This is a genomic window from Streptomyces sp. NPDC127097 (assembly GCF_042724075.1).
GTDB lineage: Bacteria > Actinomycetota > Actinomycetes > Streptomycetales > Streptomycetaceae > Streptomyces.
In genome coordinates this window covers 38,681-56,032 of record NZ_JBHXFI010000019.1, presented here as the reverse complement: position 1 = coordinate 56,032, position 17,352 = coordinate 38,681, and the positions used below count along the sequence as shown (strand labels likewise).

The 17,352-nt window shown below is 71.5% G+C and carries 14 protein-coding genes and 1 pseudogene; 7 read left to right on the top strand and 8 right to left on the bottom strand.

Features of this window, described 5'->3' with window-relative positions:
• Positions 1–10: 10 nt before the first annotated feature.
• Positions 11–1,234, bottom strand: coding sequence for a GDSL-type esterase/lipase family protein (locus ACFWJW_RS17080; protein WP_387241166.1), 1,224 nt, complete (start codon positions 1,232–1,234; stop codon positions 11–13).
• Positions 1,235–1,326: 92 nt separating this feature from the next.
• Here ACFWJW_RS17080 and ACFWJW_RS17075 point away from each other — a divergent pair, with 92 nt between their 5' ends.
• On the top strand, positions 1,327–2,298 hold the full coding sequence (locus ACFWJW_RS17075; protein ID WP_387241163.1) for an NAD-dependent epimerase/dehydratase family protein: 972 nt from the start codon (positions 1,327–1,329) through the stop codon (positions 2,296–2,298).
• A gap of 46 nt (positions 2,299–2,344) precedes the next feature.
• Here the strand turns inward: ACFWJW_RS17075 and ACFWJW_RS17070 are convergent, their stop codons facing one another.
• The gene (locus ACFWJW_RS17070; protein WP_387241160.1) at positions 2,345–4,531 is read right to left on the bottom strand and encodes an FUSC family protein; all 2,187 of its coding nucleotides are present in this window, start codon (positions 4,529–4,531) and stop codon (positions 2,345–2,347) included.
• Between the two features lie 407 nt (positions 4,532–4,938).
• Between ACFWJW_RS17070 and ACFWJW_RS17065 the strand changes: the two genes are divergently transcribed.
• Positions 4,939–5,475, top strand: a complete 537-nt coding sequence (locus ACFWJW_RS17065; protein ID WP_387241157.1) for a DUF4232 domain-containing protein — start codon at positions 4,939–4,941, stop codon at positions 5,473–5,475.
• A 105-nt stretch (positions 5,476–5,580) separates the two neighbouring features.
• On the opposite strand, the gene ACFWJW_RS17060 is transcribed toward ACFWJW_RS17065, so the two are convergent.
• The 6 genes from ACFWJW_RS17060 to ACFWJW_RS17035 all read right to left on the bottom strand — a co-directional run bounded on the left by ACFWJW_RS17060 (position 5,581) and on the right by ACFWJW_RS17035 (position 11,682).
• Positions 5,581–6,537 carry an NAD-dependent epimerase/dehydratase family protein gene (locus tag ACFWJW_RS17060; RefSeq protein ID WP_387241154.1) on the bottom strand — a complete coding sequence of 319 codons (957 nt, stop codon included), beginning with the start codon at positions 6,535–6,537 and terminating at the stop codon, positions 5,581–5,583.
• A gap of 159 nt (positions 6,538–6,696) precedes the next feature.
• Complete coding sequence (locus tag ACFWJW_RS17055) at positions 6,697–7,284, bottom strand: hypothetical protein (RefSeq protein WP_387241151.1); 588 nt, start codon at positions 7,282–7,284, stop codon at positions 6,697–6,699.
• A 235-nt stretch (positions 7,285–7,519) separates the two neighbouring features.
• A complete protein-coding gene (locus ACFWJW_RS17050) occupies positions 7,520–8,191 on the bottom strand; it encodes a response regulator (RefSeq protein WP_387241148.1) in 672 nt (223 codons plus the stop codon).
• A 9-nt stretch (positions 8,192–8,200) separates the two neighbouring features.
• Positions 8,201–9,559 carry a sensor histidine kinase gene (locus tag ACFWJW_RS17045; RefSeq protein WP_387241145.1) on the bottom strand — a complete coding sequence of 453 codons (1,359 nt, stop codon included), beginning with the start codon at positions 9,557–9,559 and terminating at the stop codon, positions 8,201–8,203.
• 1 nt (position 9,560) lies between these two features.
• The gene (locus ACFWJW_RS17040) at positions 9,561–10,721 is read right to left on the bottom strand and encodes an acyltransferase (RefSeq protein WP_387241142.1); all 1,161 of its coding nucleotides are present in this window, start codon (positions 10,719–10,721) and stop codon (positions 9,561–9,563) included.
• Positions 10,714–11,682: an alpha/beta hydrolase gene (locus ACFWJW_RS17035; protein WP_387241139.1), complete on the bottom strand. Its 969-nt coding sequence runs from the start codon at positions 11,680–11,682 to the stop codon at positions 10,714–10,716. Before ACFWJW_RS17035 ends, ACFWJW_RS17040 begins: the two co-directional genes overlap by 8 nt.
• A 475-nt stretch (positions 11,683–12,157) precedes the next feature.
• On the opposite strand from ACFWJW_RS17035, the gene ACFWJW_RS17030 reads away from it, so the two are divergent.
• The 5 genes and pseudogenes from ACFWJW_RS17030 (at position 12,158) to ACFWJW_RS17010 (ending at position 17,308) form a co-directional block, all read left to right on the top strand.
• Entirely contained in the window at positions 12,158–13,975 is a 1,818-nt protein-coding gene (locus ACFWJW_RS17030) for an acetolactate synthase large subunit (RefSeq protein WP_387241136.1), read from the top strand.
• A 7-nt stretch (positions 13,976–13,982) separates the two neighbouring features.
• Positions 13,983–14,210, top strand: a pseudogene (ilvN, locus tag ACFWJW_RS17025) (acetolactate synthase small subunit); the annotation flags it as partial.
• Positions 14,211–14,370: 160 nt separating this feature from the next.
• Positions 14,371–15,309 (top strand): hypothetical protein, encoded by a 939-nt coding sequence (locus ACFWJW_RS17020; protein ID WP_387241133.1) that lies wholly within the window; start codon positions 14,371–14,373, stop codon positions 15,307–15,309.
• A 189-nt stretch (positions 15,310–15,498) separates the two neighbouring features.
• Positions 15,499–16,530, top strand: a complete 1,032-nt coding sequence (locus tag ACFWJW_RS17015; RefSeq protein WP_387241130.1) for a hypothetical protein — start codon at positions 15,499–15,501, stop codon at positions 16,528–16,530.
• 22 nt (positions 16,531–16,552) lie between these two features.
• Positions 16,553–17,308: a 4'-phosphopantetheinyl transferase family protein gene (locus ACFWJW_RS17010; RefSeq protein ID WP_387241127.1), complete on the top strand. Its 756-nt coding sequence runs from the start codon at positions 16,553–16,555 to the stop codon at positions 17,306–17,308.
• Positions 17,309–17,352: the final 44 nt, after the last annotated feature.

The window sequence follows — 17,352 nt, the reverse complement described above, 5'->3', positions numbered from 1 at the left end:
AGCGGAGAGCCTAAGCACGCCCGGTGGCGAACGGCCCCCCGGTGCCGAAGGCCAGCGCGGCGAAGCGCTCGCCGATGCGGCGGTGGGTGGCGGCGTCCGGGTGGAGCTGATCGGGCAGCGGGAGCTCGGCGAAGTCCGCTTCGCCGTAGAGGTCGCGCCCGTCGAGATGGTGCAGGTTCGGGTCGCCGGCCGCCCGCTGCTTCATCACCTGGGCCAGTTCGTCCCGGATGACGGTGAGCGTCAGCTTGCCCATGGCCCGTTCGGCGGGGTCGCCCGCGGCCTTGAACTGGAGCTTCCCCGCGCTGACGGTGCTGAAGTCCGGGGCGGTGGGGCCGGGGGTGTCCTCGTGGATGGGGCACAGGAGCGGGGAGACCAGCAGCAGCGGAGTGGTGGGGTGGCCCTCGCGGACGGTGTCGAGGAAGCCGTGGACCGCCGGGCCGAAGGCACGCAGCCGCATCAGGTCGGTGTTGACCAGATTGATGCCGATCTTGATGCTGATCAGGTCCGCGGGGGTGTCCCGCAGGGCGCGGGCGGTGAACGGGTCGAGCAGGGCGCCGCCGCCCAGGCCCAGGTTGGTGAGTTCCACGCCGCCGAGGGTGGCGGCCAGCGCGGGCCAGGTGGCGCTGGGGCTCGCGGCGTCCGAGCCGTGACTGATCGAACTGCCGTGGTGCAGCCACCTCTTGCGGCCCCCCTCCGGGAGGGGCTCGACGGGGGCATCGGTGCGCAGCGCGATCAGTTCGGTGATCTCGTTGTGCGGCAGCCAGATCTCGACGTCCTTGACGCCGTCGGGGAGACCGGTGAACCGGACGGTGCCGGCCGGGCCGGGCTGGATTTCCGCGGTCCCGGCGATCATGTCCACCACCGACACATTGCCGCCGGTCACACTGTCCTGCCCGGTGAGCTGCCCGTCGACGAACAGGTCGTAGACGCCGTCCGGGCGGGGCGGGGCGCCCTCGTAGGCGTTCTTGGTGCGCAGCGCGTCCAGCTCGATGGCGGTGGCCCGGGTGCGGAACACCAGGCGTACCCCCGAGGGCTGGGCCTCCGCCATGGCCAGCTGTCCGTCGGCGCACTGGGCGCGGGCCCGGGCGGGCAGCCGGTGCGGCAGCACCCCGTGCGCGGTGTGCTCCAGTTCGAGCGCACCGCGCAGGAGGTCCGCGGTAACGGGCGTGCTGATCCAGCCGGTTGCCGGGGGCGGGGCGGCGGTAGGGGGCGCGGAGGCGGACTCAGGGCTCATGCTCCCAGCCTGTCAACCGGTTACCGGATGCGCACATGATTTTTCCGGACCCCGCCCGCGCCGGGACGCCATGGTCGGTAGCGTCGGGGACCATGCGGATTCTGGTACTGGGTGGGACATTATTCGTGGGCCGCGCCATTGTGGACGAGGCGCTGCGCACCGGCGCCGAGGTGACGCTGTTCGGCCGGGGAAAGACCGGGACGGAGCTCTTCCCCGGGGTGCCCCGGCTCGTCGGTGACCGGGAGACCGGCGACTACCGGGCCCTGCGCGACGGCAGTTGGGACGCGGTCGTGGATGTCAGCGGCTATGTGCCGCGCCATGTCGGACAGGCGATGGACGCGCTGGGGGACCGGGCCGGGCGGTATCTGTTCGTCTCCAGCCATGCGGTGTACCAGCGCGCGGGGGTGGGGCCGGGGTCGGCCGAGGACACCCCGCGCCGTCCGCCCGTACGGGACACCGAGGAGCTCAGCGAGGACACCTACGGCCCGCTCAAGGTGGCCTGCGAGGACGATGTGGTGGCCCGGTACGGCGCACGGGCGACGATCGTGCGGCCGGGAAGGGTGGCCGGGCCGTACGACCCGCAGGGCGCCTTCACCTACTGGGTGCGCCGGGCCGCGAGCGGCGGACGGGTGGCCCTGCCCGCCGACCCCCGGCAGCCGGTGCAGGTCATCGACTCGCGCGATCTGGCCCGGCTGGTGGTGCGGTTGCTGGCCGACGCGCGTCCGGGCGCGTTCCACGCGGTGGGGCCGGACGAGCCGACCACCCTCGGCGGGCTCATCGAGACCTGTGCCCGGGTGGCGGGCGCGGAGGTCGAGATCGTACCTGTCTCGCCCGAGGGACGGCCGCCGATGTTCCCGCTCGCGCGGCCGGAGTGGTCGACACAGCAGCGCAGCCCGGCGCGTGCCCGCGCGGCCGGCCTGCCCGCGACCCCGCTGGAGGTCACCGCGGCCGATGTCCTGGCGTGGGACCGCGCACGTGGCGAGCCGCCGCTGGAGGTCGGCTACACCCCGGAGGAGGAGCGGGCGGTGCTCGCGCGGCACGACGCCGGGAGCGTCGGCGGATGACCGGCACCGGCCCGGAGGAGCCGGCGACGCACCGACCGGCCTTCGCTCAGCCGGCCTTGCTCCCCTTGGGTCCGGACACCGGCACATCGAGCGGCCGGGCGAGACCCACCACTCCCTCGTCGAGACGCTGGAGGTGCCGCAGCACGCGGAAGGTGACCGTGCCCGACTGAAGCGCCCCCGCGCCGGCCGCTTCCAGCATCGCGGCGATGCTGAAACCGGAATCGACCTCGCCCTCGGTGCTCTCCTCCAGCACCCGGGCGACGAGGAGATCGATGTTCTGGCCGATCCGCCGGCCGGCCCGGGCGAGCCGCGGGTCGGCCGCGATGGTCTTGCTGTACGGCACGAGTTCCGCCGTCGCCGCCAGGGAACGGGCGTGATACGCGCAGGTCTCCAGCAGCGCCACCAGATAGCGGGCGGTCCGCCGGCGGACGCGCAGCGGGGTGATCGGGTGCGTCAGCGGCTGGATGGAGGCGCGCAGCTCGTCCAGCGCGGTGTCCAGATCGCGGGCCATGCCCAGCAGGTCGACGGCGGGCCCGCCGCTGAGCTGCTCCACCGCCGCGGACACCACGTCCCGCAGCCGTTCCAGCACCGTGCCCAGCAACTCGTCCGTACGGCGGTCCGTGTGCACGGGCAGCACCAGGACGGCGGCGATGATCCCGCACGCGGCGCCCAGCGCGGTCTCCTCGATGCGCAGCACCAGCACATCGAAGCTGTAGGTGTTGAGCAGGGTGTAGAGCAGCCCGAGCATCGCGGTGGTGAAGAAGGACATCAGCGCGTACGACAGCGGCGCGGTGAACCACATCCCGAAGATGCAGAGCAGGACCAGGGCGAACGCGGTCCAGGTGTGGTTGCCGACCAGCCCGGCCAGCGCGACACCGGCGACCACGCCGAGGACCGTGCCGACCAGCCGGCGATATCCCTTCACTAGGATCTCGCCCGTGGACGCGGTGTTCAGGAAGACCACCCAGCAGGTCAGCACCGCCCAGTACCAGCGCTGGCTGGACAGGAACTCACCGCCGATGATGGCCAGCGTCGAGCCCACCGCGACCTGGAACGCGGCCCGGGTGGTGGGCCGTTCGAGCCCGGTGCGGTCGTCCGCCGGCTCCTCGGTCTCATCGGCCCCGGTGATCGAGAGGTCCTCGGCGTCGAACTCCTCACGCGAGCGCGTGGTGGCCGGGGAGTCGTCCGACTCGTCCTGCGGCCCGTCCAGCGCCAGCCGCAGACCCAGGACGGCACGCGCGGCCTCGCCGAGCCCGCGGAAGACGTCCTGGACGGCGGCCGAGGCGCGCGGCAGATCGTCCTCTTCCCGGTAGCCGAGCAGCCGGTTGCGGACGAGGGCCAGTGCGGTGCCGCGGTCGTCGGGCGCGCGCCGGGCGACCAGCAGCAGCAGCGCGCGCAGATCCCGGCGCAGGGTGGCGAGCGCCTCCTCCTCGGTCCCCAGCCGGTTCGCCGTGGCCGGCACGGGGGCGTGCGGCAGATGCATGGTGATGGTGTCCGCGCGCTCGGCGCTGCGGGCGTTGAGGATCAGCATCCCCAGCCGCTCGGCGGCGATCTCGGCGTCCGCGACGCGGCGTTCCACCAGCCCCGCGGTGGCCGCGTCCCGGGTGCCCTCCTCCAGATGCCCCTGGATCATCAGGGCCGCTTCGTGCAGCCGGGCGGTGTGCCGCCGCAGGTCGTCGAGGACCCCGTCGAGGTCATCGGGGCCGGCGTCCAGGAGCTCCATCTGGGTCGCCATCAGCTGGGCGAGCCGGGCCCGGAACGCCTCGCGCAGCCGCCGCAGGGTGCGGGTGGGGGTTTCCGGGACGACGGCGAAGCGTACGACCGCGCTGCACCCGAAGGCGATGCCCAGCGTCAGATACAGCTCGGGCAGGGCCGGGCCGGTGGCGTGCACGAACAGCGAGACGAAGTAGACCTGAAAGCCGATCAGTCCGAGCGCGGTGCCCCGGTCACCGAACCGCCGGCAGTAGACGGCGCCGAAGATCAGCAGGACGAAGAACAGGTCGCCGGCCACGACCAGGGTGTGCAGCAGCGCCCCCAGCGACATCGCGGCGAGCGCGACCGGCAGGCCCAGTGCGAGGGTGACCGCCTGGCCGCGCACCTCCTTCTCCTTGATCGCGAAGGTGGACACCATGGCGGTCATGGCGCCCGCGACCATCAGCGTGACGTCGGTGTCCAGCAGCGCCAGGACGACGAGGGTGAGCACGATCGCCCCGACCGTGCGCAGCCCTGCCATCAGCCGCAGTAGCCCTGGGTCGGATGCCGCGAAGCGGTCCCAGCTGTGCGTCCCAGTCCGCCGTATCGCTGCCAGCACGCTGCCGTACGCTCCCCATTTTTTGCCATGATCCGCAGTGCACCAGCATCGCACGCCTGCTCGGACCGGCTTCCGCCGCACCGCCCCCGGCAGCGCCGCGGCCCCGCTGTTCCGCCAACTCCCGGCATTACGCGTGTTGTTCGCGTGACGGGCAAAAGTAACTCTCCACTTATTCCAGCCTTATCGGGTGTTAGTGAGGCGTTAGCCGATCATCAGTGGGGGCTCCCAGGGTGGGTGGTGCGTAAAAAACGAACGGGAACGCACCGACTGTCCTCGGAGAGCGTTCCACCGAGGTTCTCCGGTTCCGGAGAAGAGGGAGTTGATGACTGATGACGATGCGTGGTCTGCGCACCGCCGCCACCGTCGCCGCCGCCGTCGCGCTGTGCGCGGGCGCGAGTGCCGGGATGGCCTCCGCGGCCGAATCGGGCGGGTCGGCGGCCGGTGCGTGCCGGCCGGGGACCCTGAAGGTCACGACCACCGACGCGGGTTCGGGCCAGGCCGGAATGAACCACGAGGGCACCTATCTGAAGGTGACCAACACCGGCAACGGCACGTGCGCGATAGGCGGCTACCCGGGCCTGGCGCTGGAGGGCGCCGGACACACGGCCATCAAGACCACCGCGCACCACGGTGACACCTACTTCGCCAAGGACCCGGGCGTGCACCAGGTCACCCTGAAGCCGGGCAAGAGCGCCTACGCGGACCTGGTCTGGACGCACGCCGGCCCGTCGTCCGCCCAGGCCAAGTACCTTCAGGTCTCGCCGACGGGGAGCAACGCGCACAGCGTGGTGGGCTTCGACAAGGCGGTCGACGGTGGCGCGCTGTCGGTGACCGCCTGGTCGGCGACGCCCCCGAGCGCTTCCTGACCCGTACCAACAGACCGAGGGCCGACGCACGGTGCGTCGGCCCTCGGTTTCGGTGTGCCACGCCCGGCCGCCGTGCCGCGCCCGGCCGCCGGTCGTGCGGCCGGGTCAGCTCCGGGAGCCGGCGAGCAGGGCGCGGTACCACTCGACGGTGGCGTCGAGGGTCGCGTCCAGCGATGTCGGGCGGACGCCGAAGGTCCGCTCGAAGGCCGTGGAGTCCACGATCTGCGGCTCGGTGTGCTGATAGAACATCTCCGCGTACTCGTCCATGAACTCCGCGTCGAACGGCCCGAAGGGGCGGGGTTCGGGGAGGACCACCCGCTGGAGCGGCCGGCCCACCCGCTCCTCGATCATCGCGTGGATCTCGCGGGTGGTGACGGCGGGCGCGGTGGGCAGGTGCCAGACCCGGCCGTCGCCTTCCGGGCGGGTGCCGAGCGTGGCGAGTCCGGCCGCCACATCCCGGATGTCCGTGTAACTGTGCGGCAGGTCGATATCGCCCAGGCCGAGGACCTCGCCGCCACCCAGCGCGGCCGGGAAGACCGCTCCGCCGAGCGTCGAGTTGAGCACCCCGGGACCGACGAAGTCGGCCGACCGGCCGAGGACGACCCGGACGCGCCCCGCCCGGTGGGCGTCGAGGTAGTGCCCGTCCAGCTGCGCCCGCATCCGCCCCTTACGGCTCGTCGCCCGCCACGGGGTGTCCTCCGTCATCACCTCACCGCGGGTCGGCCCGTACGGGTACAGCGTGTCCAGGACGACCAGCCGGGCCCCGGTGGCCTCGGCGGCGGCCAGTACCGCGCGCTGGATGTGGGGCATCACCTCGACCTGGCGGTGATACGGGACATTCACGCAGTGGTAGATGACGGCGGCGTCCGCGACGGCGGCCAGCGCCCCCTCGGGCGTGCTCACATCGGCGGCGAACGGCTGGACGCCCTCGCCGGTGTCCTCCGGCGCCGAGCGGCTGACCAGTCGTACGGCGTGACCGCGGCGCACGAGCTCACCGGCGAGCGTGGTGCCGGCGGGGCCGGCGCCCAGTACGACGTGCAGCGGTTCCGATGCAGCAGACATGGCGGTTCCTTCTCTCCGGGCCGAGCGGCCGAAAGGCGGGGGAGTGGCGAGCGGAACGAGTGGCATCTCGTTCCGCCCTCTCGCTTCTGTTAGAAGCTATAACTCTTGCGAGTCCATGGCAACCGCTGTGGGACACCCGGGCCGGCCGGCGGCGGTGGATCACCGCTCGGTGGTTCCGCGCGGCGGCATCCAGTGGTGGACCTTGAGGTCCCCCTTCTCCAGCGTCTCGAACGGGGCCGAGCCCAGGCACTTGCCGACGCTGTTCTTCGGCACGCCGTCCATCGCCCAGCTGTAGCCCAGCCGGTCCTTCTTGCCGCTGTCCAGGACGGTGAAGCCGAACCGCTTGCCCCTGAGGTCCCCGATCTCCGGCATGCCCGGTGCGCCCGTGAAGTGCGACTCGGTCACGATGCCGGTGGCGACGGCCGCCGGGCCGCCGGTCAGCAGGCAGTCGATCCGGCCCTTGAAGTGGCCGCCCCAGGTCTTGCCGAAGTGGTGGCTGACGTAGAAGGTGCCGCGCGCCTTGTCGGCGAAGCCATGGGCGTCGATGCGGAAGCGGACGTTGTCGCCGGGCTGTCGGGCGAGCTTGACGGAGCCGGTCAGTGACGGTGCGTCGGCGGTGTGCCGGACGGCCCGGGTCTCGGTCCCGGCCGCCGCGGCCGGTTCGGTCGTGCCCAGCGGCAGCACGATCGCCGTGCACACGGCGAGGGCGACACCGGCCACGAGGAACGGGCGGCGTATTCGGGGCATGGGGTCCTCCTGCGGATGAGGTCGGCACCGGACTCGGTGCGGCGGGGCGTCGATTCCCCGCTGAGCACCACGGTCCCGTCCACCGCGCCGCCGGACATCACTCCACGGACGGGTCCCGCTCCGCCCCATGGCGGAGCGGGAAGGAGTACCCATGGCCGATGCCGGAGCGGGCCGTCTGCCGCATCGGCCGCTTCCCCGTCCGTCCGTCCGCCGTGCCGGTGCCGCCCCGGCCCGCTCAGTACCCGGCCGGGCGGACCAGCCCCGTCTCATACGCGAAGACGGCGGCCTGCGTCCGGTCCCGCAGGCCCAACTTGCCCAGGATCCGGCCCACATGGCTCTTCACGGTCTGTTCCGCCAGCACCAGCCGCTCCGCGATCTCGCCGTTCGTCAGACCCTGGGCGATCAGGGACAGGACCTCGGTCTCACGTTCCGTGAGGTCGCCGACGCGCTCCTTGAGCGGGGCCCGCGGTGCGCTGGTGACCCGGGAGAACTCGGCGATCAGGCGCTTGGTGAGGTTCGGGGCGAGCAATGCGTCACCGGCCGCCACCACCCGTACGGCCTGGGCGAGTTCATCCGCCGAGGCGTCCTTCAGCAGGAAGCCGGAGGCGCCCGCGCGCAGTGCCTCGTACACATACTCATCGAGGTCGAAGGTCGTCAGGACGAGGACCTTGACGGTGGCCCCGGCCGGTCCGGTGAGGCGACGGGTCGCCTCGATGCCGCCGAGCCGGGGCATCCGGACGTCCATCAGCACGACGTCCGGCGCGAGTCGATCGACCTGGGCGATGGCGTCGAGGCCGTCGACGGCCTGGCCGACGACCTCGATACCGGGTTCGGCGTTGAGCAGCACCGTGAAGCCCTGACGGACCATCATCTGGTCGTCGGCGATCAGCACACGGATGGTCGTCATGGGGCAGGCTCACCGGGGGTCGGCAGGCGTCACGGCCTGGGCGGGCAGAATCGCGGTCACTTCGTAACCGCCGTCGGGGGTGGGGCCGGTGGCGAGTTCGCCGCCGAGCATGGCGGTGCGCTCATGCATCCCCAGCAGGCCGTGCCCGGCGCCCGGCGAGGGCGGGGCGGGCCGGTCCGGCGCGGAGTTGGCGACCCGGATGGTGAGACCGCCGGACCGGTACCCGAGGGCCACCCGCACCTGCGCGCCCGGCGCATGCCGGAGCGCGTTGCTGAGCGCCTCCTGGACGATACGGAACGCCGACAGCTCGACTCCGGGGGACAGCGGGCGGGGCTCACCGGTGATCTCGGTGGTGACCCTGAGCCCGGCTCCGCGCACCGTGCCGACCAGCTCGTCCAGCCGGCCGAGAGTGGGCTGCGGGGTGTGCCGGACCCCGTCCGCCAGGGCCTCCTCCGAGCGCAGCACGCCCAGCACCCGACGGAGTTCGGTCAGCGCCTCGACGGCGCTCCCGCGGATGCCCGCGAGATTCTCCTTGAGCTCGTCGGTGGGGTCCTTGACCAGATGCGGGGCGACCTGCGCCTGGATCGAGATCACCGACATGTGATGGGCGACCACGTCGTGCAGTTCGCGGGCGATCCGGTTGCGCTCCTCCAGCAGGGTGCGCCGGGCCCGCTCCCCGGCGGTGAGCACCTCCTGCTCGACGAGCCGGGTACGGGCCACCCGGCGGCCGCGCAGCGAGGTGCCCACCACCACCGCGAGCGTGAAGGTCACGGCGTCCTGGACGACCGTCACGTCCTGGGAGGAGGTCGCGAGGACCGGAGCGGCGGCACCCGGCAGGGGCGGCTCCGGTGCCGGCATCACGAAGACCAGGGCGGCCACCGCCGCCAGGAGCGAGAACCCCAGCGCCTCGGCCGCGACGCGGGGACGGACCCGCAGCGCGAACAGGAACAGCACCAGGGCGTGCAGGGAGATGCCCGGGATGCTCCAGGACCACAGCTGGGCGTGGCTGACCCTGAGCGAACCGGCGTTCCTGGCCAGGAAGAGCGCGATCGTCGACAGCCACCAGGCGGGCACCGGGCGGGACAGCGCAAGGACCACGGCGGCTGATTGGAGCACCGCGAGCACCAGGACGGACGTCATCGCGGCCGGCCCGAAATCCCCTTCACGCGCTTCCACGTTGAGCCAGCCCATCAGCACCGCGGCCAGCACCACATGGGCATGCGGCAGCCGGCCCAGCCAGCGCAGCCGGGGCAGTGGGTCCCGCGCCACGGTCCACAGGTCCTCGCGCAAGGTGTGCGGAATCCGCCGCACGGCCGCCCACAGCCGCGGCCCCCCGGTTGTCCCGCCCCCCTGGCTCACACGCTGCATCCTAGACACGCCGCACCGCCCTGGCCTCAGCGGGACGCCCGGCCCGGACCACCGTGCTGCCGCCGCGCCGCCCCTGCTCGTATGTGCGGAACGCGGCCCAGCACACCAGCAGCGCGAGCGCGAACACCGGCAGCCACACCAGCCGGGCGAGGACCCAGCCGACCCCGTCGGGAAGGGTGTGCAGACCGGGCAGGAACCCACCGGTGAGCAGACCGACCGCGGTGACCGCCATCATCGCGGTCTGGTGCCACAGGAAGAGAGTCATCGCCGAGAGGTTCAGCAGCGCCACCGCCGCCCAGACGGTGGGGCGTTGGAGCAGCCGCCGAAGGGGGCCGAGCAGCAGCAGGGCCGCCCCGCACTGCGCGAGACCGAAGGTGACCGCCGCGAGGGTGGGCGGGTTGAGGTTGGAGAGGGCGGCGCCGGGCACCCCGACCATGGCGGCCGGGTAGCCGGCCCACAGGACGAGCCCGGCGGTGGTGGCGCCGCCGCCGAGCAGCAGCACCCATGCCGTCGCCCGGCCGCGCAGCCCGCCCCGGGCCCAGGCCGCGCCCAGGCAGTACGGCACCAGCCAGCCGGCCGCCACATTGATCCAGCCGAGCCAGGCCGGGCCGCCGAGCCCGAACCGGAGCAGATCGATGTGCAGGACGACGGCGAGCGGCCACAGCGGATGCAGCCGGGCGACCAGCGGAGTCGCCGCCGTCAGCGCGGCGAAGACCAGCAGGAACCAGAGCGGGGAGAGCGCCAGTTTGCCCAGCGCGTAGACGGTGTCCAGACCGGCCCCGGCGACGAGCAGCGCGCCCGCCACCACGCTCCAGACGACCAGCACGGCCACCACGGGCCGGAACAGCCGGGCCGTCCGGGCGCCGAGCCACCGGCGGTAGGTCCCGCCCCGGGCACGGGCGGCGGCATGGCTCTTCGCCGCCATCTGACCACCCACCAGAAAGAAGACGGCCAGGGTCTGGAGAAGCCAGGAGACCGGGGTGAGGTGGGGCAGCTGGTGGAGGGGGCTGACGACCCGCACCCTGCCGCTGTCGGCGACCAGGGCGGTCACCAGCCAGTGTCCGAGCATCACCCCGAGAATGGCGAGCGCCCGCAGGGCGTCGACGCCGCGGTCACGGTCGGCCGGTGTCGCGGCGGCGATCCGCCGGATCAGCTCACGCATCGCTGCTCTCCTCGGAAGGGGCCCGGCCGGACACGATCCGGGCGAGGTTCCGCAGGGACACCGAACCGGGCTTCAGGTAGTCGCTGTGGCCTCCGGGGCCCGCCGCGAAGACCCGGGCGCCGAACTCGGGCGTGACCGGATCGGTGCCCAACCCGAGTGTCCCGAAGGGGAGTTCCAGCTGCCCGTGCGGCACATCGGCGATCCAGTCGTCCGCGCCCCGGCCGGCCCACACGGTCGCCGGGGTGTGCAGCGCGGCGACGTTTCCGGCCCCCGCGCCGGGGCTGCCGAACAGCACCAGGTCCGCGACATCCAGCCCCGGCGCGGCGCGGCCACAGACCACGGCTCCGTACGAATGGCAGAGCACGGAGAGCCGGGCCGTGGGACGGAGCTTCGCCACGGCACCGACGAAGGCGCGGAGCCCGGGAGCGGCCTCCGCCGCACGGCCGGGGGTGAGCACATCGGGGCTCACCGTGCTCGGCGTCCGGTACCCGGCCCAGGCGAGGACGGCGGACCGGCCGCCCAACTCCTTCTGGAGCGCCAGCGCACCGGACCGCAGCCGCTCGTACCTGTCGAGATGGGTGTCCGAGCCCGGCACCAGTACGGCGATCCGCTCGGCCCGTGCCAGGTCGCCGAAGACCTCGGTGGTGCGGCCTCCGTCGCGGCCGTCGAAGAACAGGAACTGCCGCGCCGGGCCGGCCATCCCGCGCAGTACCCCGGCCCGCGCCCGGTCGCCGTGGGCCTCGGCCATCCGCTCCGCCGCCCGGATGCCCTCGCGGTTGACGGCGTACCGCTCGGCGAGCGCGCCGGGTGCGGCGGACCGCAGGGGAGCGAGGGCCTTGGGGGCGGGTGCCGGGACGGCCGCGGGGCGGGCCGCACCCGAGACGGGCACCACCACCGCGGTGACGACGAAAGCGGCGAGGAGAGTGCGCAGCGGACGGCTGCCGCGCGGGCGGGACGCCATGATGAATGGTCCTTCCGTACCGGAAGCCGGTCGTGCTTCCGGTACCGAAGCTATGGAGCAGGGCACTTGGCCGGCGTCCCGCCGGGGAGCGTACTTCCGGACTAGCTCTCAGGTAGCAGGGGTAGGGGGCGGGGCGGCGGTGGGCGGCGCGCTGCGGCCCGGTTCGCGAATTCGCCTCGCCCACCCGAATGCCCCTTTGCCGCGCCCGCGTTCGCGTGGCACGGGGCGCCTCTCAGCATCTGGGCGGAGGCTGTTGTTCCTAGATCATTTGTGCTTATGATCAGGGCCCGCTCACCAGCGGATACTTCACGCAAACCGATGGGCCCGGCCCGTCGAATGTCGCGCGCCTGAGGCGTGAGTGCAGACCATGCGCCCCCTTCCGGCTTTCTGTGCCGGCACATCCTGCCGCTTCACTTGAAGATTCGGGCAGACCCTGACCATCGATGGCTCGCCCCGGGAAAGAAACACGGAATCGATGACTCAGATCGCAGAAATACCCGCCGCCCCGTCCTCCGCGGAGACCATGACGGGCGCCCAGTCCCTCGTTCGTTCCCTGGAAGCCGTGGGCGTGGACACCGCGTTCGGCATTCCGGGGGGAGCGATCACCCCGGCGTACGACGCCCTGATGGACTCGACCCAAGTGCGGCACGTTCTGGTGCGGCACGAACAGGGCGCGGGCCACGCCGCGACCGGATACGCCCAGGCCACCGGCAAGGTCGGGGTCTGCATGGCGACCAGCGGTCCGGGGGCGACCAACCTGGTCACGCCGATCGCCGACGCCTACATGGACTCGGTTCCGGTGGTGGCGATCACCGGGCAGGTGGTGAGTTCGTCGATCGGTACGGACGCCTTTCAGGAAGCCGATATCTGCGGCATCACCATGCCGATCACCAAGCACAGTTTCCTGGTCACCGACCCGGACGAGATCCCCCGGGCGATTTCCGAGGCGTTCCATATCGCCGCCACCGGCCGGCCGGGACCGGTCCTGGTCGACATCACCAAGGACGCGCTGCAAAAGAACACCGTCTTCCGGTGGCCGGTGGCACACCAACTCCCCGGTTATTGCCCCGTCACCGAGCCGAACGGCAAACAGATCCGTGCGGCCGCCCGGCTGCTCGCCCGCGCCGAGCGCCCGGTGCTCTACGTCGGCGGCGGGGTGCTCAAGGCGCGGGCCACCGCCGAGTTGAAGGCCCTGGCAGAACTCGCCCGGACGCCCGTCACCACGACCCTCATGGGCATCGGTGCCTTCCCCGACAGCCACCCGCAGCACCTGGGCATGCCCGGGATGCACGGGACGGTCGCCGCTGTGACGGCACTTCAGAAGGCCGACCTGATCGTGGCCCTGGGCGCACGGTTCGACGACCGGGTCACCGGCAAGCTGGACGGCTTCGCGCCGGACGCCACGGTGGTGCACGCCGATATCGACCCCGCCGAGATCGGGAAGAACCGCTTCGCGGACGTGCCGATCGTCGGAGACGCCCGCGAGGTGCTGACCGGCCTCATCGCCGCCCTCCCAGAGGAACAGCGGACCGCCGGGACCGCCGGCGACCACGCGGCCTGGTGGGAGCAGCTCGACCGCTGGCGCACGACCTACCCCCTGGGCTATGAGCCGGCCCCGGCGGGCGAGCTCGCCCCGCAGCAGGTCATCCAGCGCCTCGGTCAGCTCACCGACGAGAACACCATCGTCGCGGCGGGCGTGGGCCAACACCAGATGTGGGCCGCGCAGTTCATCGGGTACGAGCGGCCCGGCAGCTGGCTGAACTCCGGTGGCGCCGGCACGATGGGCTACGCCGTGCCCGCCGCGATGGGCGCCAAGGCGGGCAGGCCGGAGGCGACGGTCTGGGCGGTCGACGGCGACGGCTGCTTCCAGATGACCAACCAGGAACTGGTCACCTGCGCGCTGAACAACATCCCGATCAAGGTCGCGATCATCAACAACGGCGTGCTGGGCATGGTCCGTCAGTGGCAGACCCTGTTCTACAACCAGCGCTACTCCCACACCGTGCTGCACTCCGGCGAGGCGGCCGGGGGCGGGACCGGCGGCGGCACCCGCCTCCCGGACTTCGTCAAGCTCGCCGAGGCCATGGGCTGCCACGGGCTGCGCTGTGAAACACCCGACCAGCTCGACGCCACGATCGAGAAGGCGATGTCACTCAACGACGCCCCGGTCGTCATCGACTTCATCGTCCACGAGGACGCCATGGTCTGGCCGATGGTCGCCGCCGGTACCTCCAACGACGAGATCATGGCCGCCCGCGATCTTCGACCCGACTTCGGCGACGACGAGGAGTAAGAACGCCATGTCGAAGCACACCCTCTCCGTCCGCGTCGAGAACAAGGCCGGTGCGCTCACGCGGATCGCCGGCCTCTTCTCCCGCCGGGGGTTCAACATCGACTCGCTGTCCGTGGGCCCCGCAGAGGAACCCGCCACCTCCCACATGACGATCGTCGTCGATGTGGAGGAGCGCTCTCTGGAGCAGGTCATTCAGCAGCTCGACAAGCTGGTGAACGTCATCTCCATCCAGGAGCGGAGCGTCTGAGCGTTCCGTGCGCGGAGACGGGCGGACACCACCCCCGTGCCCGGGGGATTCTGCTGACCCGACACCGTTGGAAACGGCTCGGTGACCGCCACCCGTACGCGGAGACCGCCGGCGGTCATAAAGGTCGAGTGGAGGAGCACCACACCCGATGTCCATTACCACGCCGCCCCCGCTGGCCGGTGAGCGCGCCGGCCACCAGTTGCCGGCCCGGCCGGAGCACAACGGCCAGGAGTTACTGAGCATTTCGGCGAGTGACCTGTCCGGCTGCCGCTTTCTGATCTCGCCGCTCCTGGAGGTGCTGGCGGCAGCGGAGGCGCTGTGCGGACCGTACCCGGCCCTGCGCGGCTGGCGCCGTCGCATTCCCCAGTTCGGACAGCGGCACGCACTCAACTTCCCCCAGGCCGTGGTGCAACGCGGGATCCGGCTGGTGGCAGGGCAATTACTCCGCCAGCAGGTGGGAGCGACGAGCCGTCAGGAGACCGACTTCACCGTCCTCGGGCCGCTGGCGGAGTCGGCGCGGGAATTCTTCCAGGAATGCCTGGTCGGCGACTGGCCCCGGATCAGGACCGCGCTGGAGTCCGATGTCGCGCTACGCGCCCACAACCTGGCCTCGTGCGGCGTCCGGCGGGTCGTGGAGAGCCTGCCCGGCCTCACCGTGCGCGAGGCCCGAAGCGGTCCGGCAGGCGTCGAGCGCGGGCTGATCCTGGTGCCCTCGGTCTTTCAGCGCACCCGGGTGCTGCTGACGAGCGAACGGGGCTCGGTGATCACCTATCCGGCCGCCGGCCATCGCCAACTGTGGGACGACGACGAGGCGGTGGCCGCCACCCGGCTCGGCGCGCTGCTCGGCCGCGGTCGCGCGGCGGCGCTCCTCAACATAGGGGCCGGCTGCGGCACCACGGAACTGGCCGACCGGCTCGGCGTCAGCGCGGGGACCGCCTCGGTGCATGTGACCGCTCTCCGCAACGGTGGCCTGGTGGCCACGCACCGCGTGGGCAAAGCGGTCAGACATGTCCTGACCCCCGTCGGTTCGGCGCTGATCACCGCTCAATTCACCGCAGAACCAAACATGGCTCCACAGCTGATTTGACGGCCCGGCGCGCGCGTTCAGGGTGCGGTCAGTGGCGCCGGCCGGATGATTTTGACTCTGTCTCAAATACATGGACAGCGTGAAATGGCCAGAGTTGACTGCCGCTGAAGTGCCGAACTCGTCATCCGGCTGTGCGTTGCATGGAAACCTCCTCCGCCAGCGGTGAGGGTATTCCCACAAGGAGCGTAAATGACTGTGGAAGCTGCTACCGGAACCAGCTGGACCATCAGTCCAGAGTTTGTGTTCACGGATGCGGAGCGCGAAGCCCTGGAATCTTCGCTCGACAACATCACCGCGAACCCCTATCGCCTCTATGACGCCCATCGCTACCAGGTGGGCCGGCTGATCGCCAACGGCCTGGTCCCGGAACGCTTCCGGACCTATGTCGACTCGCTGGCCGCCCGCGACCGCGGCGCCGAGCCCGTAGTGGTCCTGAAGAACGTCCCGTACGACCACGAGGTCCCCATATTCGACTTCGACCAGCCCGTACGCTCCAAGTACGAGCTGAAGAAGACCTTCATCGCCGAGGGATTCCTCGCGCTGTTCGCCCAGCTGGCCAACACGCCGGCCATCGGATACGTCAATGTCAACGACGGCGATGTCTTCCAGGACATCTACCCGCAGCGGCACCTACAGGGCAGCCAGTCGCAAAAGGCACTGAAGCAGATTCACTTTCACAAGGACCTGGCAAATCACTTCGTGCGGCCCGACCAGGTGTACATGGTCGGTATGCGCAGCAATCCCGTGAACGAGGTCTACACCTCGTTCGTCCGCAACATCGATGTCATCGCCGCCTTCACCGAGGAAGAACTGGCGCTGCTGCGCTCCCACGAGTTCTACACCCCCTTTGACGATCTGAGCACCATGGGCGGCGGCCGGGTCGAGCTCGGCGAGGCCGACAAGCACCCGATCATCGGCGGCCGGGGCCCGGAGGACCTGCGGTTCTTCGAGAACCGGACGGTGGGGGTCACCGAGGCCGCCAAGGCCATCGTCCCCAAGGTCGCCGCCACCCTGCACGCCCTCAAGCAGCGGGTCTTCATCGAGCCCGGCGACTTCGTGATCACCTACAACAACCACACGATCCACGCCAAGGAGGTCGTCAAGGTCGGCGACCCCGAGGCGCTCCAGAGCCGCTGGATCATCAAGACGGTGAACGTGGACGACATGACGCCGCACCAGGAGCACCTGGTACCCGGCACCGACCACCTGATCAACGGCTGACCCGAGTTCGTATCCTGCGCGGGTGACCCTTCCCGCGCCACGCGCCGCCGAACTGCTCAGCACCGAGACCTGGAGCCGTCGGCCGGGCCCTCCGGAACCCGGGGAGCCGGCCGATCTCCGGCTGACCCGTACCGCTGACCTGCTGTCCGCGGCTGCGGAGCTGGCCCCCTCGGTGCTGAGCCGGGACGAGCGGGACCGCGCCGGGGAGTTCCGGCGCGCGGAGGACCGGAACACCTATCTGGTCACCCATGTCGCGCTGCGGATGCTGCTCGGTGGCCGTCTCGGTGCCGAGCCCGCGCGGGTGCCGCTGGACCGGGCCCCTTGCTTGACGTGCGGCGGCCCGCACGGCCGTCCGGTCGTGCGCGGCAACCCGGTGCACTTCTCGCTCTCCCACACCGGCCACCTCGGCCTGATCGCGCTCGCGGCGGTGCCGGTCGGGGTCGACATCGAGGCCGTGCCCGCCGCCGGGACCGTCGACGGGGTGGCGACAGCACTGCACCCCAAGGAGGCCGCAGAGTTGACGGTATGTCAGGAGGAGGAGCGCGGGGCGGCGTTCGCGCGGGTCTGGGTGCGGAAGGAGGCGTATCTCAAGGGTCTGGGAATCGGCCTCGGCCGTGATCCGTCCCTGGATTACCTGGGTACGGCGGCACACGGGGCCGTGCAGCCGCACGGCTGGGAGATCGCAGACGTCGTGGTGGCGGACGGCCACCGAGCGGCCGTGGCCACTCGGCTTTCCGATGCGGGGGAGGGGCCTGTGATCCAAAACACCTACGATTGATCTTCCTCGCGGCCGACTGCTAGCGTCTGAGGATAGCGAGCGCA